Annotated in this window: 27 protein-coding genes, 1 other RNA gene, 3 pseudogenes and 1 riboswitch; of the genes and pseudogenes, 10 read left to right on the top strand and 21 right to left on the bottom strand. The window is 34.5% G+C overall.

The window, feature by feature from the left end; translation table 11 throughout:
- The first annotated feature begins 28 nt into the window (after window positions 1-28).
- Complete coding sequence (gene smpB, locus AB9L17_RS20590; protein ID WP_068986822.1) at window positions 29-493, top strand: SsrA-binding protein SmpB; 465 nt, start codon at window positions 29-31, stop codon at window positions 491-493.
- Window positions 494-860: 367 nt separating this feature from the next.
- Window positions 861-1216: a transfer-messenger RNA gene (ssrA, locus tag AB9L17_RS20585) on the top strand.
- 134 nt (window positions 1217-1350) lie between these two features.
- Here ssrA and AB9L17_RS20580 read toward each other — a convergent pair.
- From AB9L17_RS20580 to AB9L17_RS20570, 3 genes are all read right to left on the bottom strand, one after another.
- Window positions 1351-2526 carry a tyrosine-type recombinase/integrase gene (locus AB9L17_RS20580; protein ID WP_375199726.1) on the bottom strand — a complete coding sequence of 392 codons (1176 nt, stop codon included), beginning with the start codon at window positions 2524-2526 and terminating at the stop codon, window positions 1351-1353.
- A gap of 157 nt (window positions 2527-2683) precedes the next feature.
- Window positions 2684-2923 (bottom strand): DNA-binding protein, encoded by a 240-nt coding sequence (locus tag AB9L17_RS20575; RefSeq protein WP_375199725.1) that lies wholly within the window; start codon window positions 2921-2923, stop codon window positions 2684-2686.
- Between the two features lie 499 nt (window positions 2924-3422).
- Window positions 3423-3968: a BclA C-terminal domain-containing protein gene (locus AB9L17_RS20570; protein WP_375199724.1), complete on the bottom strand. Its 546-nt coding sequence runs from the start codon at window positions 3966-3968 to the stop codon at window positions 3423-3425.
- Between the two features lie 244 nt (window positions 3969-4212).
- Here AB9L17_RS20570 and AB9L17_RS20565 point away from each other — a divergent pair, with 244 nt between their 5' ends.
- The gene (locus AB9L17_RS20565; RefSeq protein ID WP_375199723.1) at window positions 4213-4422 is read left to right on the top strand and encodes a hypothetical protein; all 210 of its coding nucleotides are present in this window, start codon (window positions 4213-4215) and stop codon (window positions 4420-4422) included.
- A gap of 413 nt (window positions 4423-4835) precedes the next feature.
- Here the strand turns inward: AB9L17_RS20565 and AB9L17_RS20560 are convergent, their stop codons facing one another.
- From AB9L17_RS20560 to AB9L17_RS20530, 6 genes and pseudogenes are all read right to left on the bottom strand, one after another.
- Window positions 4836-5687: a hypothetical protein gene (locus AB9L17_RS20560; protein WP_375199722.1), complete on the bottom strand. Its 852-nt coding sequence runs from the start codon at window positions 5685-5687 to the stop codon at window positions 4836-4838.
- 173 nt (window positions 5688-5860) lie between these two features.
- The gene (locus AB9L17_RS20555) at window positions 5861-6100 is read right to left on the bottom strand and encodes a hypothetical protein (RefSeq protein WP_375199721.1); all 240 of its coding nucleotides are present in this window, start codon (window positions 6098-6100) and stop codon (window positions 5861-5863) included.
- A gap of 162 nt (window positions 6101-6262) precedes the next feature.
- Window positions 6263-6454 carry a helix-turn-helix domain-containing protein gene (locus AB9L17_RS20550; protein WP_375199720.1) on the bottom strand — a complete coding sequence of 64 codons (192 nt, stop codon included), beginning with the start codon at window positions 6452-6454 and terminating at the stop codon, window positions 6263-6265.
- Window positions 6455-7545: 1091 nt separating this feature from the next.
- Window positions 7546-9095 (bottom strand): annotated as a pseudogene (gene tnpC / locus AB9L17_RS25380) (IS66 family transposase).
- A gap of 65 nt (window positions 9096-9160) precedes the next feature.
- Window positions 9161-9514 carry an IS66 family insertion sequence element accessory protein TnpB gene (gene tnpB, locus AB9L17_RS20535; RefSeq protein ID WP_375199718.1) on the bottom strand — a complete coding sequence of 118 codons (354 nt, stop codon included), beginning with the start codon at window positions 9512-9514 and terminating at the stop codon, window positions 9161-9163.
- Window positions 9511-9705: a hypothetical protein gene (locus AB9L17_RS20530; RefSeq protein WP_375199717.1), complete on the bottom strand. Its 195-nt coding sequence runs from the start codon at window positions 9703-9705 to the stop codon at window positions 9511-9513. The genes tnpB and AB9L17_RS20530 overlap by 4 nt, the downstream gene beginning before the upstream one ends.
- Window positions 9706-10188: 483 nt before the next feature.
- Here AB9L17_RS20530 and AB9L17_RS20525 point away from each other — a divergent pair, with 483 nt between their 5' ends.
- The 3 genes and pseudogenes from AB9L17_RS20525 (at window position 10189) to AB9L17_RS20515 (ending at window position 11943) form a co-directional block, all read left to right on the top strand.
- Window positions 10189-10473, top strand: a complete 285-nt coding sequence (locus AB9L17_RS20525; RefSeq protein ID WP_375199716.1) for a hypothetical protein — start codon at window positions 10189-10191, stop codon at window positions 10471-10473.
- A gap of 23 nt (window positions 10474-10496) precedes the next feature.
- A complete protein-coding gene (locus AB9L17_RS20520) occupies window positions 10497-11021 on the top strand; it encodes a hypothetical protein (RefSeq protein WP_375199715.1) in 525 nt (174 codons plus the stop codon).
- Window positions 11022-11632: 611 nt separating this feature from the next.
- Window positions 11633-11943, top strand: a pseudogene (locus tag AB9L17_RS20515) (DUF3221 domain-containing protein).
- A gap of 186 nt (window positions 11944-12129) precedes the next feature.
- On the opposite strand, the gene AB9L17_RS20510 reads toward AB9L17_RS20515, so the two are convergent.
- Window positions 12130-12456, bottom strand: a complete 327-nt coding sequence (locus AB9L17_RS20510; RefSeq protein WP_375199714.1) for a hypothetical protein — start codon at window positions 12454-12456, stop codon at window positions 12130-12132.
- Window positions 12457-12645: 189 nt separating this feature from the next.
- On the bottom strand, window positions 12646-12996 hold the full coding sequence (locus AB9L17_RS20505) for a helix-turn-helix domain-containing protein (protein WP_375199713.1): 351 nt from the start codon (window positions 12994-12996) through the stop codon (window positions 12646-12648).
- Between the two features lie 152 nt (window positions 12997-13148).
- Here AB9L17_RS20505 and AB9L17_RS20500 point away from each other — a divergent pair, with 152 nt between their 5' ends.
- Window positions 13149-13541 carry a hypothetical protein gene (locus AB9L17_RS20500; protein ID WP_375199712.1) on the top strand — a complete coding sequence of 131 codons (393 nt, stop codon included), beginning with the start codon at window positions 13149-13151 and terminating at the stop codon, window positions 13539-13541.
- On the opposite strand, the gene AB9L17_RS20495 is transcribed toward AB9L17_RS20500, so the two are convergent.
- Window positions 13538-14062: a hypothetical protein gene (locus AB9L17_RS20495; RefSeq protein WP_375199711.1), complete on the bottom strand. Its 525-nt coding sequence runs from the start codon at window positions 14060-14062 to the stop codon at window positions 13538-13540. The two genes, AB9L17_RS20500 and AB9L17_RS20495, sit on opposite strands and share 4 nt — an antisense overlap.
- A 465-nt stretch (window positions 14063-14527) precedes the next feature.
- On the opposite strand from AB9L17_RS20495, the gene AB9L17_RS20490 reads away from it, so the two are divergent.
- Window positions 14528-14677 (top strand): hypothetical protein, encoded by a 150-nt coding sequence (locus AB9L17_RS20490; protein ID WP_093268153.1) that lies wholly within the window; start codon window positions 14528-14530, stop codon window positions 14675-14677.
- Window positions 14678-14968: 291 nt separating this feature from the next.
- Here the strand turns inward: AB9L17_RS20490 and AB9L17_RS20485 are convergent.
- A pseudogene (locus AB9L17_RS20485) lies at window positions 14969-16800 on the bottom strand (DNA/RNA helicase domain-containing protein).
- Window positions 16801-17024: 224 nt separating this feature from the next.
- Between AB9L17_RS20485 and AB9L17_RS20480 the strand changes: the two are divergent.
- Both AB9L17_RS20480 and AB9L17_RS20475 read left to right on the top strand, forming a co-directional pair.
- The gene (locus tag AB9L17_RS20480; RefSeq protein ID WP_375199710.1) at window positions 17025-17909 is read left to right on the top strand and encodes an HNH endonuclease; all 885 of its coding nucleotides are present in this window, start codon (window positions 17025-17027) and stop codon (window positions 17907-17909) included.
- Window positions 17910-17945: 36 nt separating this feature from the next.
- On the top strand, window positions 17946-18119 hold the full coding sequence (locus AB9L17_RS20475) for a hypothetical protein (RefSeq protein ID WP_375199709.1): 174 nt from the start codon (window positions 17946-17948) through the stop codon (window positions 18117-18119).
- Between the two features lie 206 nt (window positions 18120-18325).
- Here the strand turns inward: AB9L17_RS20475 and AB9L17_RS20470 are convergent, their stop codons facing one another.
- From AB9L17_RS20470 to AB9L17_RS20435, 8 genes are all read right to left on the bottom strand, one after another.
- On the bottom strand, window positions 18326-18607 hold the full coding sequence (locus tag AB9L17_RS20470; protein ID WP_223553929.1) for a hypothetical protein: 282 nt from the start codon (window positions 18605-18607) through the stop codon (window positions 18326-18328).
- A complete protein-coding gene (locus AB9L17_RS20465) occupies window positions 18604-19026 on the bottom strand; it encodes a hypothetical protein (RefSeq protein ID WP_375199708.1) in 423 nt (140 codons plus the stop codon). The genes AB9L17_RS20470 and AB9L17_RS20465 overlap by 4 nt, the downstream gene beginning before the upstream one ends.
- Window positions 19023-20474 (bottom strand): hypothetical protein, encoded by a 1452-nt coding sequence (locus AB9L17_RS20460; protein WP_375199707.1) that lies wholly within the window; start codon window positions 20472-20474, stop codon window positions 19023-19025. Before AB9L17_RS20460 ends, AB9L17_RS20465 begins: the two co-directional genes overlap by 4 nt.
- Window positions 20452-21219 (bottom strand): ATP-binding cassette domain-containing protein, encoded by a 768-nt coding sequence (locus tag AB9L17_RS20455; RefSeq protein ID WP_223556524.1) that lies wholly within the window; start codon window positions 21217-21219, stop codon window positions 20452-20454. The genes AB9L17_RS20460 and AB9L17_RS20455 overlap by 23 nt, the downstream gene beginning before the upstream one ends.
- A gap of 70 nt (window positions 21220-21289) precedes the next feature.
- Window positions 21290-21514, bottom strand: a complete 225-nt coding sequence (locus AB9L17_RS20450) for a hypothetical protein (protein WP_223556527.1) — start codon at window positions 21512-21514, stop codon at window positions 21290-21292.
- Window positions 21515-22543: 1029 nt separating this feature from the next.
- Window positions 22544-23824: a Na+/H+ antiporter NhaC family protein gene (locus AB9L17_RS20445; RefSeq protein WP_375199706.1), complete on the bottom strand. Its 1281-nt coding sequence runs from the start codon at window positions 23822-23824 to the stop codon at window positions 22544-22546.
- 107 nt (window positions 23825-23931) lie between these two features.
- A riboswitch (SAM riboswitch) is annotated at window positions 23932-24039 on the bottom strand.
- Between the two features lie 564 nt (window positions 24040-24603).
- Window positions 24604-24891 carry a hypothetical protein gene (locus AB9L17_RS20440; RefSeq protein WP_375199705.1) on the bottom strand — a complete coding sequence of 96 codons (288 nt, stop codon included), beginning with the start codon at window positions 24889-24891 and terminating at the stop codon, window positions 24604-24606.
- Window positions 24892-24984: 93 nt separating this feature from the next.
- A complete protein-coding gene (locus AB9L17_RS20435) occupies window positions 24985-25263 on the bottom strand; it encodes a hypothetical protein (RefSeq protein ID WP_375199704.1) in 279 nt (92 codons plus the stop codon).
- Between the last annotated feature and the right edge of the window lie 415 nt (window positions 25264-25678).

Genomic DNA, 25678 nt, shown 5'->3' with positions numbered 1-25678 from the left:
GTAACCTTTATGAAGAGGGTGAATTTATATGGCAAAAGGTACTGGGAAAGTATTAGCACAAAACAAAAAAGCCGGGCACGACTACTTCATTGAAGAGACAATCGAAGCGGGCATGGTGCTAACAGGCACAGAAATTAAATCCATCCGTGCAGGAAGGGTCCAACTAAAAGAATCCTATGTACAAATCCGCAGCGGTGAAGCATGGATCAACAATATGCATGTCAGTTCATTCGAACAAGGCAACCGATTCAACCACGACCCACTGCGCGCCCGCAAATTGCTACTCCACAAGAAGCAAATCGGCGAGCTAGTCGGTGCCGTAAAGCGCGATGGCTACACAATTGTCCCATTAAAAATGTACATTAAAGACGGCTACGCCAAGCTATTAATCGGCGTCGGCAAAGGGAAAAAAGATTACGACAAACGTAACGACATGCGCAAAAAAGAAGCCAAACGCGACATAGAACGCGCCTTCAAAGCGAAAAACCAATAATAATAGATTGTAAGAAAGCTCACTATTTTCGGATAGTGAGCTTTTTGTAGATAGAGTTTGAGGAGTGATGGATAGAACAGTTGAGGCGACGATAGAAATGACAAACTGACGCATAGAATGCTCAGGGCGAGTTCTAAAGGCAGGCAATTTTGAATGCATAATTGATGATTAGGAAATAAGCAAATCATGTTGAGCTAGCCAATTTTTTCTATCATAGCGGGACACTTGAACTATAGCTCGTTTTGTTTTATAATATGTATTACTGATTGCCAGATTACATGGAAGCGTACTTTTAAGCTCCCACCGTACTAGAAGAAATTCTAGCTCCTTTACTTGAACGAGGCTGCGTGCTTCGATTCATCATCAAGGGGACGTTACGGATTCGACAGGGATGGTTCAAGCTTTGGTCGCGCGTCGGAGGTCTCGGCTCCGTCATCAACGGAAGTTATATAATAACTGGCAAACAACAAAACTTAGCTTTCGCAGCGTAAGCTCTTAAGCGCTCTGCCTCTCTATCGCCCATGTAGAGAACGTGGGGCCCAACTTTAGTGGGATACGGTCGATGGTGCCACCTGAGTCACCGGCAAGAGATTTCCAGGTTAGCGTACAGGACGCCTGTTTGTCGGCATAATGTTACGTGAATTGTAAATAGGCAAACTACACGCGTAGAAGCTGAAGTATTGGAGTTTCTGGACGCGGGTTCGACTCCCGCCGTCTCCATTTTAAGAAATCAGATGATTTCAATGAGTGTCAAAACCCTTGTATATCAAGGGTTTTTTCTTTTGCCTTATGTCATATAGTTTCATTGAATATCAATCGAACGTAGTCAAAAACGTAGTCAAAGCGTAGTCATCTAACTACGTCTCAATATAGCTAGCAAACTTTAATATCGCTTCTTCTTTCGCTTCCTTCGTAACGTGAGCGTAAATGTTCATTGTTGTTTGTATATCACTATGACCTAAACGATCTTGTACTTCCTTTAAGCTTGCTCCCGCCTCAAATAACAGCGAACAGTGAGTATGGCGCAAACCGTGTGTTGTAATTGTACCTAGCCTATATTTGTTCTGAACGTGTAAAATCCATTTACGAGTCTTTGTAGGCTGTAGATATTCATTGGTCTCATTACTAAATACTAGCTGTTTAGGTTGCATCGTATTAAAGCCTAGCACTAAATAATCCTGCTTTTGCTTTTTCTTCCACTCTTTTAATATCGCCATTGTTTTAGCGTCCATCTTAATAGTACGAGCAACACCTGTTTTTGTAGACTTAACATATAGCTGATTGTCTTTTCCTCGTGAAAGGGCTTTGTTAATACGTAGCTCATTTGTCGTGAAGTTTAAGTCATCCCATCTCAGTGCCAATGCTTCACCTTTACGCATACCGCTAAAAGCTAGTAAACGGAATAGGGCAAACGCTTTGTAGTTGCTTTCTTGTTCTAAGCATGAGAGGAACTTGATAAGTTGTTCACGAGTATAGAAGTTTTCTGCTTCATCTTCTTCCGTGACAATCGCCTTTTTAGAAGCGGTGGTGGGCATGTCTACGTGTGTGAAAGGATTGGTTTGTATAAAGCCACGCTTAATCGCAAAGTCCAATACCTTAGCAGCATATGCTTTTACCATGCGGAACTTCTTTAACTTTGCCGCCCATTCATCAATATGCTTTTGACATACATCTACATTAATTTTTTCAATTTTATAAGCACTCATAGCAGGTAAAATATGGTTTTTGAAGATACCTGTCGTTTTGACGAATGTGCTTTCCTCAACAGTCTTTTCGTACTGAGATATCCATAAGTCATACAACTCTTGGTATGTCTCCGCCCGCTCCTTACGGTAAGTGCCATTTGCTACATCTATTTTAATATGTGCTAGTGCTAACTCCGCTTCCTTACGTGTTTTAAAGCCGCGCTTCTTTGTACGCATCTGTTTACCTGTTAATGGATCAACACCTAAATAAACAGGGAACTCGTATCGTAGTTCACCATTTTTACTTAGTTTGTAGCTTTTGATTGGTGATACTTTTTTCTTTGTCATGATTTTCCCCCTTACACTTGTGAGGGCAAGGTATATAGAGGAATAATGCTAAGTAAGATAATACGTAGCATAAAGTCTATTCTACAGTATAAAAGCCATGACATGATAGTATCAGCGTCATAGCTTAATTATAAAATATTTTATTTCTGCTTTGTTTTTAGAAACTATGTTGATGGAAGAAGGAATCTATCGTTGATTTTGAAACCCGCTTTATACCATCAATTTCAGTCACTTTTAACCCCATTACTCTAAATTTGAGGAACGTGTTATAACTGACCCCTGCATATGAAGCTCCCTCTTTTAAGCTCAACCATTCCTTCGGTTGATAGTTATTAATAGCTCGCTGCATTGAAGTAGATACCATGTTTTGTAAAATATCCAACGTTTCTAATTCCACTAAAAATACCCCCACGCATGTTTTGTAATTTAGATGTCGATACATGGTGGGGAATAGTTGCGGTAGCATACTTTTGATATTGTTTACCTGTCTTGTTCGTCCGCTACGTGGAATATGTACATAGGAGCGGTATTATACTCTGATTACCTACCTACCGAAAAAGGTTATATATAGATCTCGAATGGTAAAAAGAAGGTCTACAAGCCATTCAGACGATTTGAGATTTAGGTTTATCGGTAGTTGTATCACTCAAATATTGTGAGCCCCATCATGAAAGTTGCGGAACGAGTTTTTTTCAACGGGGCAGTTTTAGTTTAAGAGGAAGGTTACTTTAAACAGATATACCAAAGTGGAATTTTAAATTCCATCACTATATTGAATGAATATCTGAAAGATATTGTTGAGTAAAGGAAGCGTGCATAAATATGAAAAGAAAAAAGGAGCAAATCCTTCACCAAAGGATACTTACTCCTAACTATATTTACCGAGTATTTTGTCTTTAAACAATAGGACTTAACATTTTAAGGATAATAGAAGCATTTACGTTTGTTTGTGTGCCTCCTGCCAATGTTTGAAGGATTACTGCTGCAGCAGAGGTATGATTTCTAAGTGTAAGAATGCCGCCGGCAGGGATAGCAATTATCACCTGGCCAGTATTTTGTTGAGTACCAGCCCCTGAACCGTAGACTGATTGTGGAATCGGTACACCATTTAAAAATAGCGTAAATTGGTTAGGTTCAACACCTGATACGCTGAAAGTAACCTCGTAGATTCCTGGTGTGGAAACAACAATTTGAGAGGTTCCTGGAATGTGCGTAATACCAGGTGTAACTATACCTGTTGAATCAAAAATAACAGCAGCCTCTAAAGCGACAGTTTCAGGACTTAGATTATATATATAACCATATTCACAGAGACCACTACATGCTGTTGGTGGTACAGGAGGGATAGGGCCAGTAATGCCACAGAGATCAACGGCTGTGAATGGTCCTATTTGGCTTCCACATAAACAGGAACGTTTATTACAGTTACTACAGTTATCCATTTTTTTCACCTCCATTTGTAGTATTTTATTCGAATGAAATATGGAGAAAAGGGCAATAGGCTAACAATCGACTAAATTTAATCGTTCATTATTGAAGGTTAAGTTACTGCACATTTTGAATTTGTGAAGAATCATACTTTAACTAACGCGGGCTTTAGTTGTATAGCTAGAAAGAGGTAACCATCTCATATGAGGTGGTTTCTTTTAATTTTGGTCGGTACCATAACTTAAAGTGCTATTCTCTATGATTGGTATAGGAATAGCTTTAGGATTTATCTTTTTCTTATTGGAAAGTGCTATTGGAGATTGGCTTACTTTTTATACTTTCCCTTTAGTTGCACTTATAGTTTTCCTTTCTTTACCAATTGGTTTACTGTGTGGGTTTAACGGAAGAAATTCACTCATAAATGGATGTATGAACTGTGGCAATAAGAGGGTAGCAGGTAAAAAGTAAATTAAACACCACATACACTTTAGAGGGAAAGAGGGTGTAGAAATAAAAATAGTGGCAACCGAAGGGAGCCACGTGGAGAAGAACGACCGTAGGGAGTTCTTCGAACACCAATAGAATATTAAATATTTACTATCCTCCACTCGCTGCGCTCGTTTCGAGGGGCTACGCTACGCTTGCCCCTGTTATTTTATTTCTATCATAGTATATCCTTTATAACTCTTTTATTGACTGACAAAGAATTAAGAGTAAATTCGACTCTAGAAAATGCTCAAACCTTTGGTGCTATTGGGTTTTTGACCTTTTTTTACACTTAACATAGGTTCGGTTTACACCGTATAAAATGGCTAATAGGTTCGGTTTACACCGCATATTGTACGTACAAAAAGAAGAAGGGCAAAGAAAAGACCGGTTAATCAGTCCCTTTTCTTTGCACTTCTTCTTTTTGACTCTCGTTGGTGATTTTCAAACATTTGACGTAAAGCATTACAGTAGTCGTTGTTACCATCATTTTCTTGTCTATACATTAAATCGGGGTGTACATAGTAAAGGACGTTACGGCTACTATTAGTTACCATAATTAAACCGTTTTCCGCTAATTGCCGTACTAATTTTGTAATGGTATCAACATCGTGATTAATGGCTACAGCCAACTCATTGCGGTTCATATACTGTACTTTACTTTCGTCCTTTTCATTGGGATTATGTGCAAGTACACATTTTTCATAGTGGAAAAAAGGAAGTATTTTATACAGGAACCCAAGGTGTTCTAGTTTTAACTGTCCTACAGCTTCACGTAGTTTAGTTGTAAGTACCTTAGTAAAGTGGTCTTTTTTATTTCTTTTGCCCATAATATGGAATTTTTCGTTCATACGAAATAATTTAGAACGTCCGTCTTTTATCGGTAAAAGTAAAGACAGTTCTTCAAGATGTTTAATAATTGCCGCAGTTTGGGTCTTTCCTTTACCTAGTATTTTTTTGATGTCTGACTGCTTTAAAGGCTTGTCATCATCCTGTAGTAGCCCTCCATTATTCAATTTCATGTAAAGCAATAGCTTCATAATAGCTCCGCTCACAGTTAGTGATAGGTGGGGTGTGACTTCTCTAATTGGATCAAGAAAGCATTGAACAAAATGCCTGTTACCTCTTTTTCTATATTTTTCCTTGGCTTGTATCTGTTTAATTTTATCTAATTGTTCGGGAGTTCTGTAACTTCCTCCTTTCCCTATTAACTCACCTGTTTCGTCGTCAAATGCAACTAATACCATGTTAATTCCTCCTTCAAGTTTTAGTCTTAAATTGCCTTTAAGTAAAGCTAACTAATAGTAAAGTTATTAGTCTTTATTCTAGTAATCGTAACCAAGGGTGAATAGGTTGTTAAAAAAACACATGCCAACCACTCTATGTTGGTAAAAACATAAAAGCGGTTGGCAGGGAGCGGTTATCCATAAAGGATGTCATTAATTTCTTTTTCTGTTGCCCCCACACGCTCTTGTAGGAACCTCGCTAAAGACTCTTCGTTCACACCGTAGTTAAACTTGGTATTACGCGAATGATAGCTATTTTGGATCAAAGGAGCTTTCTCTAAACTACCTTTTTGGATATAGCCCAAAACCGCTCCTTCTGAAAAACTCACGTTAAAGTGGTTTAGTATTCTGCTAGTCTTCTCTACACTTATCATTAGATATCACCTCTCAGTAGTAAATAACGCATGCTCTCTTTGGTAAAGTAGGTACGGTTCTCGATATGCACCTTATCAACATAAGGTGAGACTGTAAGTTCAAAAAGCCTTTGTGTACTTACCCCGAGTATTTCTGCTGCATGTTGAAAACTGAATAAGCCCTTAGTCTTTACTATCATCGTTAGCCCCTCCATTTTTCAGCCATTCAACTACGACCGCTTTGTTAAAACGAATTGATTTCCCTACCTTTACACGTCCTGGAATTACTCCCTGACGAGATAACACGTAGCAATTCTGCTCTGATATATCGAGATACATAGCCAATGAGCGTACTGTAAAGAACTCTTTTTCCATTTTGTAAAACCTCCTAATTTTATGTTCTTCTCTGACGACACTATTATAGTTTCGCATTTCGCGTTCTTAACACATGATTGTATAGAATTAATGTAATAAAAATATAAAACGATAAATAACAATAAATCTCCTTATTGTTGTACGTACATGGGTAGAATTTTATAGGCACGTGGAGGGAGCGAAGGTATAGGTATCATCTATAAAAATGGAGGTATCTATCTATATTAGGATTAGATATTTTAGGGGCATACATTTAAACAAGCTATTAGGGATTGGTAAAGGTTCTTAAGTGTAGGTGGGTAATGGTGGGAGCATTGGAGAGATCGTGTTTCAAGTAAAAGAGAATCTATATGTGTAGATGATGAGGGTCATATGTACATAGGGTCTTCTCTTACATCTATCTATGTAGCTATAAGAGGTGAGATGTACCGTGTGAGGTGTTCCGCCCCACGTCCGCCCATTTGGGTCTTAGTGGTTCTGAACGTCCTTAGTGGGCTGTCAGAACGCTGTGAGACGAAGTGACATAATGGTTTATGTATGATTGCCTTGTTGGTTCTGTCTCATAGCCTGTAAATGGGGTCATGTACTCGTATGATTGTACGTCTTGGAAAATATTTGTAAAAAATTTTATACGGAACTTTTGACCGTAACGTAATCTAATACTAAGTTAAGTTAATCGCTAGGTACTGGGTCCCTCTAATAATAAAGAAGAGTAATGAACTATAACAAAAAATATAAAACCTTGCCCTCACAAAATGTTTTTTATCAAACGTAGTCAAATACGTAGTCAAACATTCACAATGACAGCTATAAACCGTTGAAAACACTGATAGTATAGCCTTTTATGGGGCGGTTGGTTCGACTCCCGCCGTCTCCATAATAGATTCATTGAGTTTCAATGAACGTCAAAACCCTTGATATACAAGGGTTTTTCATTTTGCACTATGTCATATAGTTTCATTGAATATCAATCAATGTAAAATGATATTAATATGCTTTTTGAAGGTAAGCCCGAAATATAAAAAAATAAGCGCACCTTCTCAGTACGCACGACGAATAGCCATCTACCCTGAATTTTTTCAGATCGATGGCTATTTTGCACATGTGGCTTGAATTTTTTTCGACCAAGGCATGTAATTCTTTAAAATCTCTGGCTGCTGATGAATCGGTAAATTTGGCAATTCTGTCATTAACGTCACTAGGTATTGATAGAAATCGATGCCGTTTGCTTTTGCCGTTTCAGCCAAACTTAAACAGATGGCATTCGCTTTAGCGCCTGCTTCACTAACAGAGAAAAGCCAGTTCTTACGACCAATCACATTTGGACGAATCGCATTTTCAGCCGGATTATTATCGATTTCAATCCTACCGTCGAACAGAAAAGCTTTTAATCCATGTACACGATTTAATGTGTATTCGGCAGCTTTAGCTAAGGCATTTTTTCCGAAGAAAGGCGATTCATCCACCCATTTTAAGAATTTCTCTACAATCGGCTTTGAATGTTTTTGCCGTGATTTTCGGCGTTTACCTGGTGAAAGATGCTTGAATTGACGTTCTAGGTGATACAGTTGATCACAGTAATCCACGATTTGCCCGTTTTTGCTATCAGCTTTCAGCCAATAGCGTCGCACATGCGCCCAACAGTTGGCGAACGTGACATCAGGCAGATTCCCGTATGCAGAATAACCATCACAAATCACAGTTCCTTGAAAACCAGCTATAAAGTCTGCTAATACAGAACGGCTTCTCGATAAAGCGCTTTGGAAAAGAACGATGATCGGTCCTTGACTTGGCACACTTCGGGACACCCAATTATAGGCGTTCGATTGACCGGATTTTCCGTCTGAACGATTGATTATTTGCGCATAGGTTTCATCTACATGTAGAACGGATTTTACTGTTAATGTCTGCTTCATCTGTTCATAAACCGGTAGAAGCCAATCTTCAGCTGCACGAATCACCCAGTTTGATAAGTTCTTATCATTCGTAAGCAGGCCATATCGTTCCCACTCCTTTACCTGACGGTAAAGAGGCAAGTATTGGATGAACTTATCATAGATCAGTTTTGCTAGAACGGTAGGTCCCGCAATGCTTCGCTGAATGGCAGAGCTTGTGGGGCTCTCCCACGTTTCATTTGTGCTTTTTGTGTGGCATCCATTTTACAGTGCTTGCACTCGTAGGCATGTTCAATATGCTGGATGCGCATCATTTTTGCCGGAATGAATTTTGCTTCTTCACGCGCAATAGTTATACCGGCTTCGGTCATTTGACCAAGGCAACAGTCGCATTGTGTATTGGTGGGGTGATGATGAATTTCTTCTATTTCAATCCCTTCATGAAAAGAATCATTCCGTTTTTTCTTATGTAGTTTACGGACAACGGTATACATAACAGTTGGCGTGCTTTGTTCTTCTGTCTGCTCAGAATCGTTAAAAAACGGATCGTCCTCAAATAAAGAGCCTTGTCCGTCGGGTGCTTGATACTTTGATTTTTCCGTTTTGGAACCGTATAAAGCTTTTGTTAATTGGCGAACTTGTTCTGTTAGCACTTCAATTTGTTTCGATAAATCTTTGTTTTGGTTTTTCATATACGCAAGTTGTTCTTCAAGAAGTTGAATCACTTTTTCGTTAGAAGTGCTCATCAAATCATTCACCAAATTTCGTTCAATCTAAGTTATGGTTGATTATACCATCTTAGAAAGTAAATTCAAAAGACACCTTTTGCAGATTTCGCAATTGCCTTTGGTTGCTGAAGCGATAAACCTTCTAAAAGCCAGCGAAGTTCCTTTTGTGAAAGGTTACGTACTTCCTTTTCATCTTTTGGCCATTGCAGTTTGCCATTATCTAATCGTTTATAAAGTTTGGCGAAGCCATCTCCATCAAAATACAAACATTTATAACGATCTTTGCTCGTTCCAGAAAATAAGAAGATGGAATCGCTATAGGGATCGAGTTCAAAAGAATCCTGAATGAGCATTGCGAGACCATCGATTCCTTTACGCATATCAGTCTTGCCACAAATAATATAGATATTTTTTACGCTCGTAAAATCATGATTCATTGATTATTCAACTCCTTTATAATCGTTTGAATGATGTGCTCATCTACGCCGTTGAAGAAGGAGATTTCTGCGATAGCTGTTTTAATGACGCAGCTTGGGCAATCGGAATATTGAGGTGAAAAATTTGAAGAAAATTCGTCAGTGATAGGATCGAGTGTCACAGGGACAATTGTTAGTTTGGTAGTTAACATAAAGAAGCACCTCCTTCATTTGATACGTCATCGTACCGGAGGCGCCTAGTTGTTTATATGCGTTATTTGACTACGGGCTTACGGTAGACTGTTAGGTAGAAGAGCTAAGTACCTTACAAATGAGAATTTACAAAAATCACGTTTTTATGGAAAAGCAGAAATGATTCATAGTGATTCTTCATTATCTGAAAAAGAGTATCTTCAAAGTAATGTAGCGAAAACATCGAAAATGAATTTGGATTAGCTTCTGAAATAGATTTCCAAGTGAAGATTGAAGAGTTTCTAACTTATCCAGAAATGAAGGAATTAGGGTTTGAGGATATAGTTGATCTACTCAAGGTTTAGAAAGGAGAAAATGATATGTTTCCACATGATTAATTTCGTCCATCGCGTTCTGAAACACTTACTTCGGTAGGTGTTTTTCTTTTTATATATGAAACTATTTTCATAGTTATCCGTAATTTAGTAAAGGGGGATACATATATGTGGAAGAAAATTAAAAAAACATATACTCGAGTTAGTTTAATTTCTTTAGGGTTATTATTGATGGGGTTCTTTTTTTATTTATTAGTTTTCTTGATTTTAGGGATTTATAAGGGGAATACTGATTCAGTGAATCTTATTTCTATTACTGCAATTATCCTTTCTTTTCCTGGAGTTGTTAATACATTGATAGAAGAATTTAAACCAACGAAAAAAAACTATAAACTTTCTTGCCGGTGTCCGAAGTGTAAGCATTTAATTCAAATGGATATGAAAGAAGAATAGCTTTATATTAAAGAGGTGAAAAAATGTCAGATTTTATTAATGAGGAGAGTAATGAAAAATCAGAAGGAGGAATCAATTCTATTAAATCACTTAAAGATAATATAATAAAAGGTATGACTTTATATACATTACCTCAATATTTACTTCTCGTATTAATTTATTATTTAATGGTTAATTCTGTTTTAAATGTTTTTAAAGATATGATAAATGTTCAAAGTGTGATACCAAAAATTGCTCTTGAAAAGAATGCAGAAATATTAACATTGATTCATTCCTGGTTACCCTTTATTGGTTTATTAGGTGTAACTTTATTTGTTTCTGGCTTATTTATAGGTGTCTTAACCTATATCCCGGGTTTTTTAGGAAATAGGGTATTTTATAACGCGAGTTTTGGTGTAATAATTGGTCCGTGGTTAATATTGAGTTATATTGCTTATTTGATTTTTAATTATAACCAAACATTATTTATGTTTAGCATTATAATAAGTTATTTTATGATAGAGGGAGCAAAGCTAATTTGCAAAAAAAATGGAATAAGCTTTGGATGAAGAAAAACGACTAGAATTATAAAAATATGACATTTATCTGATTGCGATTGAATTTGATGGGCAAGAACAACACTTGAGGTTCAAATCAAATGGTCGATTGTTCCACCATAAAAACGGGCAATGGAATCCAGTCAATAATTTTCAGTACAAATACTGCAACTAGATAAGAAAAAGGCCACTCCGTGATGGGTGGGCTATAGGCTTTATCACAACACTTACTTTGATAGGTGTTTTCTTTTCTGATAAAGGTAACTGTATTGCTGGAATGTGCTTGAGACTACTAAATTGGTAATTTTTTTTTATATTATAATAAATTACATTTATTCTGTGATATAGGTGTATTGGAGATGTTACTACGAAACAATGCGGATTCACATATGAATGATTAATGCCCCTTTTTGGAAGTTTGCAAAATCTGATCAAGTTAACCAAATTATAACTGTCAACACCATTATGTGCATTTTTGCTCGTTTAAGGATGTACAAAACTACTCGTTTTCCGAGGTTAAATGGTGCTTTAATCGATATGAATCACCAACGATTGTGACAACGCTTGCGTGATGTAAAATCAACATGGTCTTATTATTACTTTTTCTTGTTGTTTTATGATTTATAGGTAATGTTAGCCAGCTGTTATCTAGTAAAGGAAATTTCGAAAGTGAGATTGGCTATTTAGTAATGTATGAAGGAATAGTCTATTTTATTAAGGAAAGCACGTTCAACAATCAGATATAGAGAGTTTCTCTAGCGGAAATCTCATGTACTAAAAAAATTTTGGATCAGTTTCAATTTAAAATAATGAATTGAAACTGTCTATGAAAGGGATTAAAAGTGGAGGTAAAGTGAGGATTTGGTATTCTGAAATTTTGGAGTCATATCCAGCAAAAATCAAAGTTATTCGTATAGAAAAGGTGTTGTATTGAATAGTGATTAGAAATCCGTCATATATTCTGAAAATAAAATTAACAATAATAAGTGTGCGGAAGGTTCAATTTTTTGATGAATTAAAGTATTAATAAAAGTGAAGAAAAATTAAGGCATAACCTTCGTTTCAAAAGTGATATAACATAATAGGAAAAGTTATATTTAGGTAATAGACAGTAGAAGAATTATCGATATATTTTAGAAAAAGACCCTTGATTACTTTTAGTTTTTTTGAGGTACAATCTACGTATTTCTTTATGAAGTAAGTCCTCTGGAGCAGGTTTACTTTTAATTATCGTTGAAATATCCTGCGGTTCAATACTACGATCATCTGTTTTATAGCCACGACGGTTAAGAATTTCAGCAGTACGATTAATGTTTCCCTGATAAGCATATTCTTGTATGACACGTTGAGTAAAATTTTTGGGTTGATAATTCTCAATTAAACTGATGTATTCTTGAAAAACTTTTAGATCCTTTTTTGCTTGATTATACGTACGGAATTTTTTCATGGCAACTCCTCCCTAGGATTTTAATAGCTTTAAAATATATTATGGAAATAAACTGGATTCAATTATTTTATTAAAAAGCCAGATATAGTTTTTTATGTTAGAAGTAAGATTAAAAAATGAATTATAAAGAAGGGATTATTAGCTAAAAAGGAAGCTTGTAAAAAAATACACAGCTTCCTTTTTAATTTTTTAATTTTTTTGCAAGCGTGCGAAGATTTCAATTGATATATTCAGTATCATTCGAATATCGTCTTCATTTTTATCTTCAAGCGTGTTCATTAAGAGTTTTAAAAGCTCATCTTTATTATTTTCTGGGTCTTCATTTTCGCTAATTTCAGGTATAAGTACGCTACCTGGACCGACCTTTAGGGCATCTAATATTTTAGTTAAAGTTTGTAACGTAATATTTCTCTCTCCACGTTCAACATCTGATAAATACGGGGCTTGAAAATCACACTTCTCTGCTAGTTCGTCGATTGTTAATTTTTGAGCCTTCCTAATTGCTCTGATGTTCATTCCTACGCGTTTTGTTAAATCCATTTATATCCCCCCACTTTAATCCTATGTGAGGTAAAATAAACATTACATACCATTGAAGTGTAATAAAAATAACTTATAAGTTTATTTTTATTGATTTGTATTATCTTTCGGTATTAAAATGATATTAATTAATTTAAAAGGAGTGTGTTGAAATGGATTTAAATTATAGTTTAATGATGGGTTTAGATTATAGTTTAATGACGGATTTAACAGATATAGAGTTGAAGCTAGAAGAGTTGGAAGTAGGATATAAGAAAAAGTATTTCCATAAAGGTATGAAAAGAGCATGGAGCTTTATATGTCATTGCGGAGAAAAAGTAGTAAGTAATGTAGCAGATGAATACTTTATTGTATCAAGTACACGGAAAGATCCAAACGCTATTGGTCGTCGCTTTTGTTCAACAGGATGTGCAGATATTTATTTTAATGAGCAGCGTAATGAATTGTTAGTTGAACGTGAACGGATTATTGAGGAAAGAAGAAAGATGAGGGAGGTTTATGAAGAAGCGGAGCGGAAGTTTATAGCCATAAAGGAGAAAAATTAAATGAGGTTTATGGACAGCACGTAGTATCTATAAATGGAGGCTGCGTGTTTTTTGAATCCTAGCATGTCATCTGAGACGTTAGAAGCATCTTTAGCCCATTCGTTCACTACTTTGTATACTTCTTTGTCGTAAGCCGTTGAGCGGGTCTTAAGGACCGATGTAGCTAAGTTCTGACTGATGCCGTTATAAGCGTTAATTGCGTTATCGAAATTTAGTGATCCATCTTCATTAAGTGCCACACGTTTAAACTCTAGGTAATTTGCATACATTTCGTCTAAAGTGATTGCGTTTTCAGGTGACAGACAAGATTTATCAGTAGCGGTCTCATGGATCACATAAACCTCTTCTACCTCTTCTGATTCTACCACATTAGCAATTTCACCTTCCGAGCTCAAACTTTCTTGCTTGATTTTTGTAGGATAACTATCGGTAGATACGAGATACCATATAGCTATGATACCCATCACTATAATAGATGTTAAAAATGCAATTATTACTTTGTAAACGTTATTCTTTTTCATTGTTCAATAACCTCCAATCTATGCCCTGAAATATAACCAAATTTTGTTTCTGCTCCACCACATTCTTAACTAACCATAAATCTCTCGCCGTTTTCGAATCCATTTAAGTGCTCTGAAATGGGCTACCGACAACCCAACCAGTCATGTATATAAGTTGAGCGTCTCTACTACGTTCTCACTCTAAATTATCCCCGACAAGATTACACATTAACTTTTTCATCATCCATACCCTTTTACAGAGACAGAGTGTAAGATAGAGTAGTACCTTACATACTTATCGTATTATGTATAATGTTTCAAGATAAATAAGAGAGTGTAGACAAATATAAAAAGAACAAGCTTAATAATGAGCTTGTTCAATAGTTCCTGAATAAAATTTTCAAATGCATTAGCATTCAGTAAAATAAGGTATATTATATTTGTTGAATAGATTCTCTTTAAAGACAAGAAAAGTAGGTGAACAAAGTGGGGAAATATCAATTGGATACCAAAGGTCAGATGGCCGTGGCAAAGTATCATGAAAAACACAAGCCTGCCAAATTTGATAAAAAGCAGCAACTTGAAAAAATACGTGCGGAGTATTTGAAAAAAAAGCAAAAACAAACAGATAAATAGTATGAATGAAAACATAGGAAGACTAAAATCTCCCTATGTTTTTCTTATTAGAAGTTCTTTTTCAATTGATGATAGAGTTTATTATTCTCCTAAATTCCAGATTCGGTGACAAAAAACTCGTCATTAGATATCCATTCCTCACTAATTGATTTTGACATTGAAACGACATAGTCATTAAATGGATTGACCGCTCACAAATTAAACATATGTAAGATCGAAATTCTTCTATGTCCATTATAGTGTTGAAATGCCAATTTCACTTTCAAATCTATAGGCATATTTAGTAACTATTTATAATACAGGAATATTTAAATGTTTTTTTAATAGATGCCAAGTTTCATCTAAAATCGCTTTTGGCGGTACATAAATAATCGTTCCATCTCGTCCTCTTGTTAAAATAACTCTATACGCATTGAGTTTAATTTGAAATGGATCTTGGACACCCCATTGATAATGTTGACCCTTCCATTTTCCGTTTTGTAAATATAAATCGTCATCCCAATGAACAAGTGCTAGATCTAGCTCGAGCCCTTGTGTTTGAAATTCTGTTGTACTGTGGGTCAACGTTTTGCAATAATAAGGTGAAGCTGGGTAGTTAAAATATTGAGCAATTTTAGAAGGGTGTTCATACCGTTCATCTCTCGGTAGAACGGGCACTTCTTTTTGATGATCAGCCCCACCAGCACAAATAACACCAACTGTTTTTGTGTCATCTGGATAAAGTTGACCTAAAATTGTTTTTGCTCTATTTAGATCTCGTGTTATGAAAAGATTATAATGATCCTTTGGCAAGTGCTGAACAAGAGAATTTGTCTGCTCAAATTTCTCATCTAATAATGTATTGACGATGTCATAATACTGCAAAGCAGCATGTGCGCGGAACGAACAATTTAAATGTAAATGTGTGTGTGTTTCATATCGTCCAGCATTTGTGAATAAAGTGTTTGGGTGTTTAGAATGGACCGTAATGTTTTTACCTGCAATCGCAGCATTCCATAATGCTAGTCCCTCTTCTTCACCAGAATATATTTCCTGTCCTTCACCAATTAACCCAATTGTGACACCCATGATTTATTAAGAGTGGCAATGTTCATCATAATATCGGGTTCGCTTAAATGCTGAGCTTCACGATTTTTTCTTGTGAGTGATTGGTCCACCTTGTTCGCATCCCATGCCCGCTGCGCCTCATCAAAAATGATAACTTTCTCCTTAGGAATAAGATTCTTTTCAAGGAAATCCATTTTATAGCCATATAAGCCTTGCACAAATGTTCGATTTTTTAATGTATCTTGTAATACATCAACTAGTGGGCCATTACCAGATAAATAAACTGCATTCTCAACATCATGTGCGATTGTTAAACCTAAATATGTTTTACCGGCTCCCGGTTCACCAGAGACTAAAATTAAATGGTGGGATTTTGTAGTTTGAGCCTCACGAATAATTTGCCGTACAGTTTGTTGTACCTCTGGAAAATTACTGCTTGCTATTGCTTTAATATTTGGGAGCGGCTCATTATGTAAAATAGAACGAGCAGCCTCTAACATCGAAGGGGAAGGTTCATATGTTCCATTGGTGATCTCCTTAATGCCTAAAGCATTTAGCTGTGGTTTTTGAATTATCCGTTTAATAATAGTTGCTAATCCATCCATTGTTGAAACTGTTACTTCATATTCCTTTTTAAACACAGTTTGATTTCCTTCATAATTTGTTAGCAATAAAATACCAACGACCTTTAGATTTGATTTCTGAATAGTGGAGTGATAATGCTCTAAATCTCGCACGTATAGAGAGGTTTGAATATATTCAGCAGGTGAGACAGCGTTATAGCTTTTACATTCGATGACAATGACATAGCCATTTAGAAGTAATAGTACATCTGGGCGACGCCCACCACCACGCAATATTTCATATTCAAAAATAAGTGATGCCTCTACGTTTGGAAACTGTCGAAATAGATGTTGGATTTTGTTGTAACTATCTGTCCACGCTCGTATTTGAGCCTCCATCTTAGGGTTATTTCCTGTTGTAGTTTTATATACATGTTTTTGTAATTGGACAATAAATGACTGTAAATCTAAGTGCATAAATTGTTCAATTGTCCCAGCCCAACCATAATTCAAAATATGTATGCCCCTTCCAATAATATTAGAATGAATTTTCTTCTATATATTATTATACTTGAAATAAATGGATTGCTTGATACGAGATGTTTTTAAAGATTAATATAGGTGGATTTTGGCCTGCAAATTAGCGAGCTCTTTCATCCATACTAAATTTTAATGTTTGCCATCATAGTACAGTGAATTTAATAATATGAATGAATAATATTTTAGGAGGTTATTGTATGACGATGACACGTGCGTTAGCAATAAATGAAGTTGTAAATAATCAGCAGCTTTGTGAGGTGTTTTTATGTGCTCCGCAGGGAGGAATGCGTAAGTCGAATCGTACTAATACGTTGACGCTTATATCGGATAAGACGAAGCTTTATGATGACAAGGTTGTTGATGATATTTATCATTACACAGGTATGGGCCAGAGTGGTGATCAGAAGATGAGCGGTCAAAATTTGACGTTAGCGGAATCGGATGGTAATGGAGTGGAGATTCATTTTTTTGAGGTAATGAAGCCAAGAGAATATACATATCGCGGACAAGTAGAACTTGCGGGAGAGCCATATCAGGATCAACAAAAGGATCAAGATGGCAGACAGCGCCTAGTATGGATTTTTCCACTACGCTTACTGGATAGCAAAGCGAAGTTTACGAAACCAGCATCAGCTACGAATGATAAGCCAGAGCTGCAAGAAGAATTTAAAGGAATACAGCAAGTTGAAAACCTACCTATAACTCAAACTGAAAAAGAACGTTTGATCAAATCACGTATAGGTCAGGGGAAGTTTAAAAAGCTACTGATCGAACGTGAGTGTAAATGTGCATTATGTGGTGTAACAGATCCGCGCGTTCTAATTGCGAGTCATATTAAACCATGGAGTGCTTCTACAAATGAAGAACGACTTGATGTGAATAATGGATTATTACTTTGCCCTAATCATGATGCGTTGTTTGATAAACAGTTAATTTCATTTGATTTAAATGGGAAGATTGCTATATCACAAACATTAGATAATACAGCTCGAGTATTTTTGAATATAAATGATGAGTTGCGAGTTAAGTTAAATGAAAAGCAGTTGAGTTATATGGAGGGCCATTACCAAAATTTAATATAAAAAAAGTAATAAATAAAATCAAAGTAGGTGCTTAATATGAATTTAACCGTAAATCATACAGTTTGGTTAGCCGCAGCAATGATGACTTATGAACGATTTAAAAATAATGAAGTAAAATCTATTGATGATATTGCATTAAGTCCAATAAAGGAGTCAATGCGTGTTCCTTTAGTTTATTTAAAACCTCCAGCACCCGGAGATTTTAAATAATTACATACCTTAGTCGAAAAAAACCAAGCCACATGTGCAAACTAGCCATCTATCCGAAAAAATAGGATAGATGGCCATTTGTCGTGTACGGAAAATGTATGCTTTTTTTTATTTTGGGCTTTCAGAGATCCCTCTTAGAGATATTAGGAAGCACTAAATAATGTCACAAATAGAAGTTCTGCCTCGTGAAAACTAGATATTTAGATTCATCTATACACCTGTTTATCGGACTTACTAAATTTATTAATAAGAAGTTGAATAATCCCTCCTAAAAAGCCAAATATAAGTATACCTGTCAATGTTACATTAGCTTTAAATACACTATCTTGGATATGGATATAAACAATATCTTGGCCAAAAAACTTAGGTTGAAAATTAAAAGTCTCTACTTTAGATAACACAATAGCGATAGTTCCTAAAAATGTAAGTGAAGAGTAAGTAATAATACTTAATAGAATTGCAACAATAATTTTATATGATTTTTTCATTTACTTCTCCTAACTTCCTCTAATTTTTTTAAATTGTAATTAATAATATTTCCATCAGGAGCGAATGGGAAGATGTTGTAAATACTTAAAATAGATAAAAACATTGTAACTCCCCAAAAATTATTAGAATATAAACTATAAAAGACAAAACTAAATATAAATGGATTAATTGTCCCAAAACATGCTATTAAAATATTTGCCCATGGATTTGGGAAGGTTTTATTAATAACCTCTACACTAGTCAATGTTAATTTTAACTTGAAATTAAAAATCCCTCTTCTATATACAATATTGAATAATATAATCATCAATATATGTCCTAATTCATGTAACAATATAACTGTGATTATAGATTTAAACATAAACATAACAAACTGAAAAACTTCTAAAATACCAGGGCTGGGTGTTAATACATTCATTTAGTTATTGGTCCTTTTAAAAATTTCTTTTTCAAAACTAATACACAAACAAATGGAATTATTATTCCATATAAAAAATTAATTAGCGAGAAAGGAAGATTGAAATTAAAAATAATTAGTTCAATAATGCCATAACAAAATATAAATACTAAAATCAAAAACAATCTATTAAATTCTTGAACAGGCCATACAAATCCAATAGTTATGGCTAAAATTGTAATAGAAATTATTCTTATATATTGAAATGAGGTTAATAAATCAACATTAACATCGGTAATAATAGTTGAAACCCCTAAAGCAAATATAAGATAAATAAAGATATTGGTAACGGAATATAAAAGAAATCTACCAAATAAATAAATATATCCATTCCAATTCATTGAATATATTAGAAATTTAGTTTTAAAAAATTCTGATCCCAAAGATATTAGAACAATTATCATAGCTTCAATCATTCCAAATTGGAAAACTAAATTATATATTGAAATAAAATTCTCGAAATTTAACACTTTGTATGAGGCAACTATTATCAAACCTAAAAAAATAACTATAAAAAATTGTTCTATATACAGGTTTGTCCGATACAATCTTAACAATTCAAGTTTAATTTGTATTAATAATTGTGGATCATTTCTCCATTTGGAAATATTTACTGATTTATATTTGATAAAGCCATCTTCTAATTTTTCTTTAAATAAATTACCTAAATAAATTGAAGATAATCTATTTAACCCCCAAAAGTTTAAAGACATATATATTATTAGCAGTAATAATGAAACGATATAATTAACAAAACCCGAATTTAAATATAAACTCAGTAAACTAAAATAATTTCCCGAAAACAAATTAATAGCTATCAAAACAAAAGAAAAAATAATAAATAAAATAGTTAAAATTGAATTTCTAAAATTATTATTTAGTCTCACAGCTATAAGATAAGAAGCTATCCACACATTTAAAATGAGAAGAAACAAAAGAGGTAATGATAACCACATTAAAAACATACAAAACATTATAAAGAAAGTTATTTCATAAAAGAAAATAATAACTAAAAATACAGGTATCATAACGAAACAATAAAAAAGCAATGAAAAAATAAAAACATAATAATAATTAGCTAAAATTATTTCCAATGAGGGCATAGACAAAGAACTAAAAAAATGTTTATATCTAGAGGTAAGAAGTTTGTTTCTGGTAAAAAATACAAATATAATTGAAATAAAACTAAAAGTGCCTATACTCATAATTCCAGCTCTATAAAGTACATCATTAATAGATTGATTAGAAGGATTAGCGCCTTTTATAGTTAATAAAATATATAGAGCATAGATAGAAATTACGCTTAATAGCACTAATAACCCAATCATTTTATTACGGATAAAAGTAGAAATTAAATTTTCCCTAAGCTGTTTCCCATCGAGTTTCCTAGCTATGCTTAACCATTTCATTCTCTATAAGCTCCTCAATAAAATTATAATAATCATTATTGATTTTTTTATAAATATCTTCTAAATTACAAGTTCTATATTCTTTCAATAAATTATCACTTTTATCCTGAAGAATAATTTTCCCGTTTCTTATAATAGTCACATTATTCATCAAATTTTCAGCGAATCGCAAATCATGTGTAGAGATTAGAATTCCCGTACCTAGATCTCTTAACTTTAAAATAATCTGTTTCAAAATTATTATCATATCTGGATCTAATCCATTGGTAGGCTCATCAATTATTAAATACTTTGGTTTACATAAAATTTGTCCTATAATTTGAACTTTTTTTCTATTTCCATGAGATAACGTACTTATCAATTGTTTAGTATATTTACTAATATCAAATACATTTATTAAAAAGTCCAAAAAATCAGGCGAATCGATATCATTACTGATTGTAACTAATTGGAAATATTCGACTGGAGTTAGATAATCAAATAAAACATCTTCATCTGGTATAAACCTAATGTCAGATTTGAATTTTTCATAACTATTATAATTTTGAAAATTAATTTCAATATTATCTAATTTTATATTGCCTAAATCCAAATGAACTAATCCCAATAAAGAACGAATTATTGTGGTTTTACCAGAGCCATTATGACCTAACAATAATGTAATTTCCCCTGGAAATACAGAAAGGGAAACATCCTCTATAGAAAAATCAGGATATTTTTTTTGTATTATATTAATTTCAATCATATAAGTCACCTTCTATAAGAGTAGAAGTAGAATAGAATACTATTTTACTTCTGAATATTTATTTAAATATTTAACCGCATTGAACTCTAAATGCAAATCCTAAAAATTCGAATTCGCCTGTAAACTTAGCGCCATAAACGATACAAGCAGCATAAAAAGCGGCTAGTACTAAAATAACAATAGCAACTATGATCCAAAAATAAGCATTACGTTGTTCAGTTTTTGAAACCACCATCCCGTTTGTAAATGGTAGCACAAAGAAATTAATGAATGCTGGTAAAAACATGTTTTGCATTACTATCCCTCCTTCCTACATTACCTTTTCCCCGGGTATGTAAATAACTTACCATTAGCTATAAAAGTTTCAAAATCAACTTTTGTTGAAAATTGAACGAAAATTGATAAAAAAAAGAAAACTCAAAGCTGAATATCGTTGAACTGCTCGAATACGTTGTTCAGCACTTATTTTGCTATAAAAAACCCCCGTAAAAGTTAGATTTATGTTTAACTTTTACGGGGCAGTTCAGTTTCAAAATCAACTTTTGTGAATAATTGAACAAAAATTGATAAAAGTTAGAAAACTTTTTCGCTTTCTAAAATGTGAATTTTATAATTACAATAAAGCGCTGTTCCTAGACAACTTAGGATGTTTTTCACAATTAACACGTCAAGTATTCAGGAGTGCACAAAGGTGGGGAATGGATTTTGAAGTATTGCAGAATGGACAGGTTGTTAGTAGAGTTAATAGAGAGTGGTTCACTTTGTGAATAGCTACAAAGTAGAAATTTAATGAAGAGATGAAGTAAGTGATTATTGCACATGGGGTGAAATCAGATTAAGTTGTAGATTCATCGGCATCCTTTAACAAGTAGAAGAGGGAGGTTGAACAATGATCCAGTTGCATATTGAAAGTAAGAAGAAACCTGAAATTTATCGAAAGCTATTGCTTAGAGGTAAGACCAAGTAAAATATTTGATTCTAAAGAGTTAAGCCCGATACTTCAACCACTAGCAAAAAATGTCGGGGTGGAGCTTGTAGAAAGTGAACTTCCTTGCATCCGAGAAGTGAGAGAATTTATGAAAAACATGTCAATGGATTTATTTAAAGAATAGTGAATAACCTGACCACATATTTCTATGACTTTAGAACAATTACACGTGTACGTATTTAAAAAGCTCAATAGGAATGATCATATATACCCTACCTATAACCCCATAAAAAAATCCAATCGTTTTGATTAATCTTTTTTTCAAAACAATTGGATTTTTTGAATTTAAGTTCAAATTTCTTAAAAGCAACCCCCATCACTTTAAAGTGATAAAGATCAGGCTTTCTTTTGTGCCGGGTATCCAATAAGGATAGCGATGATTCCGCAAATTCCTATCAAGATCGGATAGAAAGAGTATTGTAGCATGCTCACTGGCGATATTCCAGCTACGCTTGCGGCTGCCAGGAATTGGGCTCCGTATGGCAGAAGACCTTGGACCGTACAGGAGAAAATATCTAATATACTTGCGGACTTTCTCGGCTCAATATCATACTGTTCAGCAATATTTTTAGCAAGCGGACCAGCAATTAAAATAGCAATCGTATTATTGGCCGTAGATAAATTAGTTAGACCCACAAGGCTGGCAATCCCAAATTCAGCACCCTTTTTCGATTTAATTCTTCGTGTCGCAAGGTGAAGTAGAAAGTCAATTCCTCCGTTAAACTTAATAACCTCCACCATTCCAGCTATTAATATTGCAAGAAATGCCATTTCATACATGCCTGCCATTCCTTCGCCAATCGTTTGCATAAGGCTCATTAAATGATAGCTGCCATCCGCTAAGCCAACAGCCCCGGCGAGAACAATACCAAATGCGAGAACAAAGAAAACATTCATTCCAGCTAACGCTAAAATAATAACTAAAACATAGGGAACAATTTTTATCCAACTATAGCTTAAATGCTCCACTTGTGCGGTTTCACCCATTGTGATAACCCCTAAAATAATGCTCGTTACAATAGCTGCCGGCAACACAATCCAAAAATTCACCTTAAATTTATCCTTCATTTGTGCGCCTTGTGAACGAACGGCAGTAATTGTTGTATCTGAAATAATGGATAAATTATCGCCAAACATCGAACCGCCAACAATCGCTGCCATTACTAAAGCCATGGAAAGTTCGATATGCTCGCTTATCCCAACTCCGATCGGCGCCAGTGCAACAATCGTTCCCACCGATGTACCCATTGACAGGGAGATAAAGCAGGCAATGATGAACAAGCCTACGACAAGCAGGTTTGGCGGAATGACCGATAAAGCAAAGTTAACAGTGGAATCCACTGCCCCCATGCCTTTTGCTACCGCTGAAAAGGCTCCAGCCAAGAGAAAAATAACAACCATCAGCATGACATTTAAATTTCCTGCGCCTTTGCAGAAAATATCAACCTTTCGCGAAAACGATTCTTTTCGATTCATCGCCAGAGCCACAGCGCCCGAAATGGAAATGGCTACAATGACAGGAAAGGCATAAAAATCACCTGTAATAATCCCTGAACCAATAAATAAAACTAAAAAAACAACAAATGGGATCAGCGCCCATGGATTCTCTTTCTTCATTGTTCTACCTCCAAAAATTAAAAATGGATACATCCTTGTCCATTTTTTTCTAAAAAAAGACCTCTCCTTGAAATAACAAGAAGAGGTCTTATATTTATAAAACACTCCTCTTATCTATCAAGCCATTGCTTGCTGGATTTGGCACAGTAACTTAATCACAAAGTTCCGCTGCCGAGATCTCATAGGGCCAGTCCCTCCATCTCTCTTGATAAGAAGAAAAAATATATTATTTTTTTGCACAATAATGAAATACTATAATAAAACATCTATAATTGCAACCTGTTTTTAATTAAATACTATTTCATAGAACATAAAAACGTTTTTTCAAGAAAGAAAATCCGCTTTAAGGCGACCACGGTAAAAAAGAGAGGGGCGATTTATGAAGTGCTAAATTAAGATGTTAAAAATGTTGGTGTAATCTTAGAACCATCTATCACGACGATAGGGAATTAGATTGTTAAAACAGGAGAATTACAAAGATGTAGGTGCATTTGCAGAAATTGAAGGTATAGAAAATGTGAAGCAAAAGATAGTAATCATCTATTGTAAAGAGACATATTTATAAAGCTCAATAGTAATCGTAGAGACGACCAGACTAATTTAGTTTCTTTTAACAAAAAAAGACACGATAAAAAGAATAGAACCTACCAAAAAACCAATGAATTGATCTAATAATAATTCATCTCGAAGAAACCATCTGAAAATAAAAATGCCTCCAAACATTAGCATAGCTAAAAATCCGATCTATTTTATTCCATTATGTAGCATCTTCTCACTCCCTAGTTTGAAATAACCGTCATACCTATTGCAGTAAGAACAGCCATAACAAATGCTCCCACTATAATCCATTGAGGCATATCTTTTTTTTCGTCTCTCGTCACAAAATATTCAGTAACGCTAACAACCAAAAATAATACTAAAGCGGGTATAGTCAAAATATTAATTGTAAGCTCTTTTCCTGTTACGAGCATTAAAGAAACGAATAACATTCCATATGCTAATGCTACATAAAATCCATTACTCCATTGACCTCCGGATTCATTCAACTTTTTCTTATTTGTAGTCATTGTCGATATTTAATCCTCCTCGTAATGGCGCTTGTCGTATTAATGAAACTTTGGCGTTTTATTACGAATGAAGATTGGCGGATTTATTTAATATCAATACGCGTGGTTATCTGATTTACTAAATTTATTAATAAGAAGTTGAATAACACCTCCTAAAAGACCAAATAGTAGTACACCCGTCCATGTTACATTAGCTTTAAATACACGATCCTGAATATGAACATAAACAATATCTTGACCAAAAAACGTAGGTTGAAAATTAAAAAACTCTACATTAGATAACACAATAGCAATAGTTCCTAAAAATGTAATTGAAGTAAAAGTGAAAATACTCAAAAGAATAGCAACGATCATTTTATACGATTTGTTCATCTTTTCCTCCTACTCTTTTTCCGTGAATTTGGAAAGGTATTTTAATAACTTCTACACTGGTGAATATAAAATTTCCCTACTATTAGTACCATATCATTGGCTGTAAAAGTTTAAAAATCAATTTTTGTTAGTAATTAAACAAAAATTGAGAAAAGTCGGAGAGTTAATCTTGACTTTCTAAAATGTGAACCTTGTAATTACAATACGTAGCTGTTGCTAGCACAACCTTAGGGTGTTTTGTACAATTAATGCGACAGATATTGAGATGTGTAGCAATTGGTTGGGATGAAGTTTGAAGTGTTGCAGAATGGAGAGATTGCCAGTAAAGTGAATAAAGAGTGATTCGCATATGGAATAGCTACAAAGTTGAAATCAATAAAGAGATCGCGCAAGAGATGAATACATTTGTATATGA

The sequence above is a fragment of the Lysinibacillus sp. RS11 genome (assembly GCF_042019215.1).
GTDB lineage: Bacteria > Bacillota > Bacilli > Bacillales_A > Planococcaceae > Lysinibacillus > Lysinibacillus xylanilyticus_A.
The sequence above is the reverse complement of the archived record's forward strand: the minus strand, read 5'-3'. Positions and strand labels throughout refer to the sequence as shown.

What these genes read in the sequence shown, in the direction of transcription:
- AB9L17_RS20520 (WP_375199715.1), top strand. Translation starts at nt 10,497, where the DNA reads ATGTCAGATTTTATTAATGAGGAGAGTAATGAAAAATCAGAAGGAGGA.
- AB9L17_RS20445 (WP_375199706.1), bottom strand. Translation starts at nt 23,824, where the DNA reads ATGAAGAAAGAGAATCCATGGGCGCTGATCCCATTTGTTGTTTTTTTA.
- AB9L17_RS20480 (WP_375199710.1), top strand. Translation starts at nt 17,025, where the DNA reads ATGACGATGACACGTGCGTTAGCAATAAATGAAGTTGTAAATAATCAG.
- AB9L17_RS20530 (WP_375199717.1), bottom strand. Translation starts at nt 9,705, where the DNA reads ATGTTAACTACCAAACTAACAATTGTCCCTGTGACACTCGATCCTATC.
- AB9L17_RS20560 (WP_375199722.1), bottom strand. Translation starts at nt 5,687, where the DNA reads ATGGTATTAGTTGCATTTGACGACGAAACAGGTGAGTTAATAGGGAAA.
- tnpB (WP_375199718.1), bottom strand. Translation starts at nt 9,514, where the DNA reads ATGAATCATGATTTTACGAGCGTAAAAAATATCTATATTATTTGTGGC.
- AB9L17_RS20555 (WP_375199721.1), bottom strand. Translation starts at nt 6,100, where the DNA reads ATGATAAGTGTAGAGAAGACTAGCAGAATACTAAACCACTTTAACGTG.
- AB9L17_RS20450 (WP_223556527.1), bottom strand. Translation starts at nt 21,514, where the DNA reads ATGCAAAACATGTTTTTACCAGCATTCATTAATTTCTTTGTGCTACCA.
- AB9L17_RS20565 (WP_375199723.1), top strand. Translation starts at nt 4,213, where the DNA reads ATGATTGGTATAGGAATAGCTTTAGGATTTATCTTTTTCTTATTGGAA.
- AB9L17_RS20580 (WP_375199726.1), bottom strand. Translation starts at nt 2,526, where the DNA reads ATGACAAAGAAAAAAGTATCACCAATCAAAAGCTACAAACTAAGTAAA.
- AB9L17_RS20470 (WP_223553929.1), bottom strand. Translation starts at nt 18,607, where the DNA reads ATGAAAAAATCATATAAAATTATTGTTGCAATTCTATTAAGTATTATT.
- AB9L17_RS20495 (WP_375199711.1), bottom strand. Translation starts at nt 14,062, where the DNA reads ATGAAAAAGAATAACGTTTACAAAGTAATAATTGCATTTTTAACATCT.
- AB9L17_RS20460 (WP_375199707.1), bottom strand. Translation starts at nt 20,474, where the DNA reads ATGAAATGGTTAAGCATAGCTAGGAAACTCGATGGGAAACAGCTTAGG.
- AB9L17_RS20525 (WP_375199716.1), top strand. Translation starts at nt 10,189, where the DNA reads ATGTGGAAGAAAATTAAAAAAACATATACTCGAGTTAGTTTAATTTCT.
- AB9L17_RS20440 (WP_375199705.1), bottom strand. Translation starts at nt 24,891, where the DNA reads ATGACTACAAATAAGAAAAAGTTGAATGAATCCGGAGGTCAATGGAGT.
- AB9L17_RS20465 (WP_375199708.1), bottom strand. Translation starts at nt 19,026, where the DNA reads ATGAATGTATTAACACCCAGCCCTGGTATTTTAGAAGTTTTTCAGTTT.
- AB9L17_RS20550 (WP_375199720.1), bottom strand. Translation starts at nt 6,454, where the DNA reads ATGGAAAAAGAGTTCTTTACAGTACGCTCATTGGCTATGTATCTCGAT.
- smpB (WP_068986822.1), top strand. Translation starts at nt 29, where the DNA reads ATGGCAAAAGGTACTGGGAAAGTATTAGCACAAAACAAAAAAGCCGGG.
- AB9L17_RS20505 (WP_375199713.1), bottom strand. Translation starts at nt 12,996, where the DNA reads ATGGATTTAACAAAACGCGTAGGAATGAACATCAGAGCAATTAGGAAG.
- AB9L17_RS20570 (WP_375199724.1), bottom strand. Translation starts at nt 3,968, where the DNA reads ATGGATAACTGTAGTAACTGTAATAAACGTTCCTGTTTATGTGGAAGC.
- AB9L17_RS20435 (WP_375199704.1), bottom strand. Translation starts at nt 25,263, where the DNA reads ATGAACAAATCGTATAAAATGATCGTTGCTATTCTTTTGAGTATTTTC.
- AB9L17_RS20510 (WP_375199714.1), bottom strand. Translation starts at nt 12,456, where the DNA reads ATGAAAAAATTCCGTACGTATAATCAAGCAAAAAAGGATCTAAAAGTT.
- AB9L17_RS20475 (WP_375199709.1), top strand. Translation starts at nt 17,946, where the DNA reads ATGAATTTAACCGTAAATCATACAGTTTGGTTAGCCGCAGCAATGATG.
- AB9L17_RS20500 (WP_375199712.1), top strand. Translation starts at nt 13,149, where the DNA reads ATGGATTTAAATTATAGTTTAATGATGGGTTTAGATTATAGTTTAATG.
- AB9L17_RS20455 (WP_223556524.1), bottom strand. Translation starts at nt 21,219, where the DNA reads ATGATTGAAATTAATATAATACAAAAAAAATATCCTGATTTTTCTATA.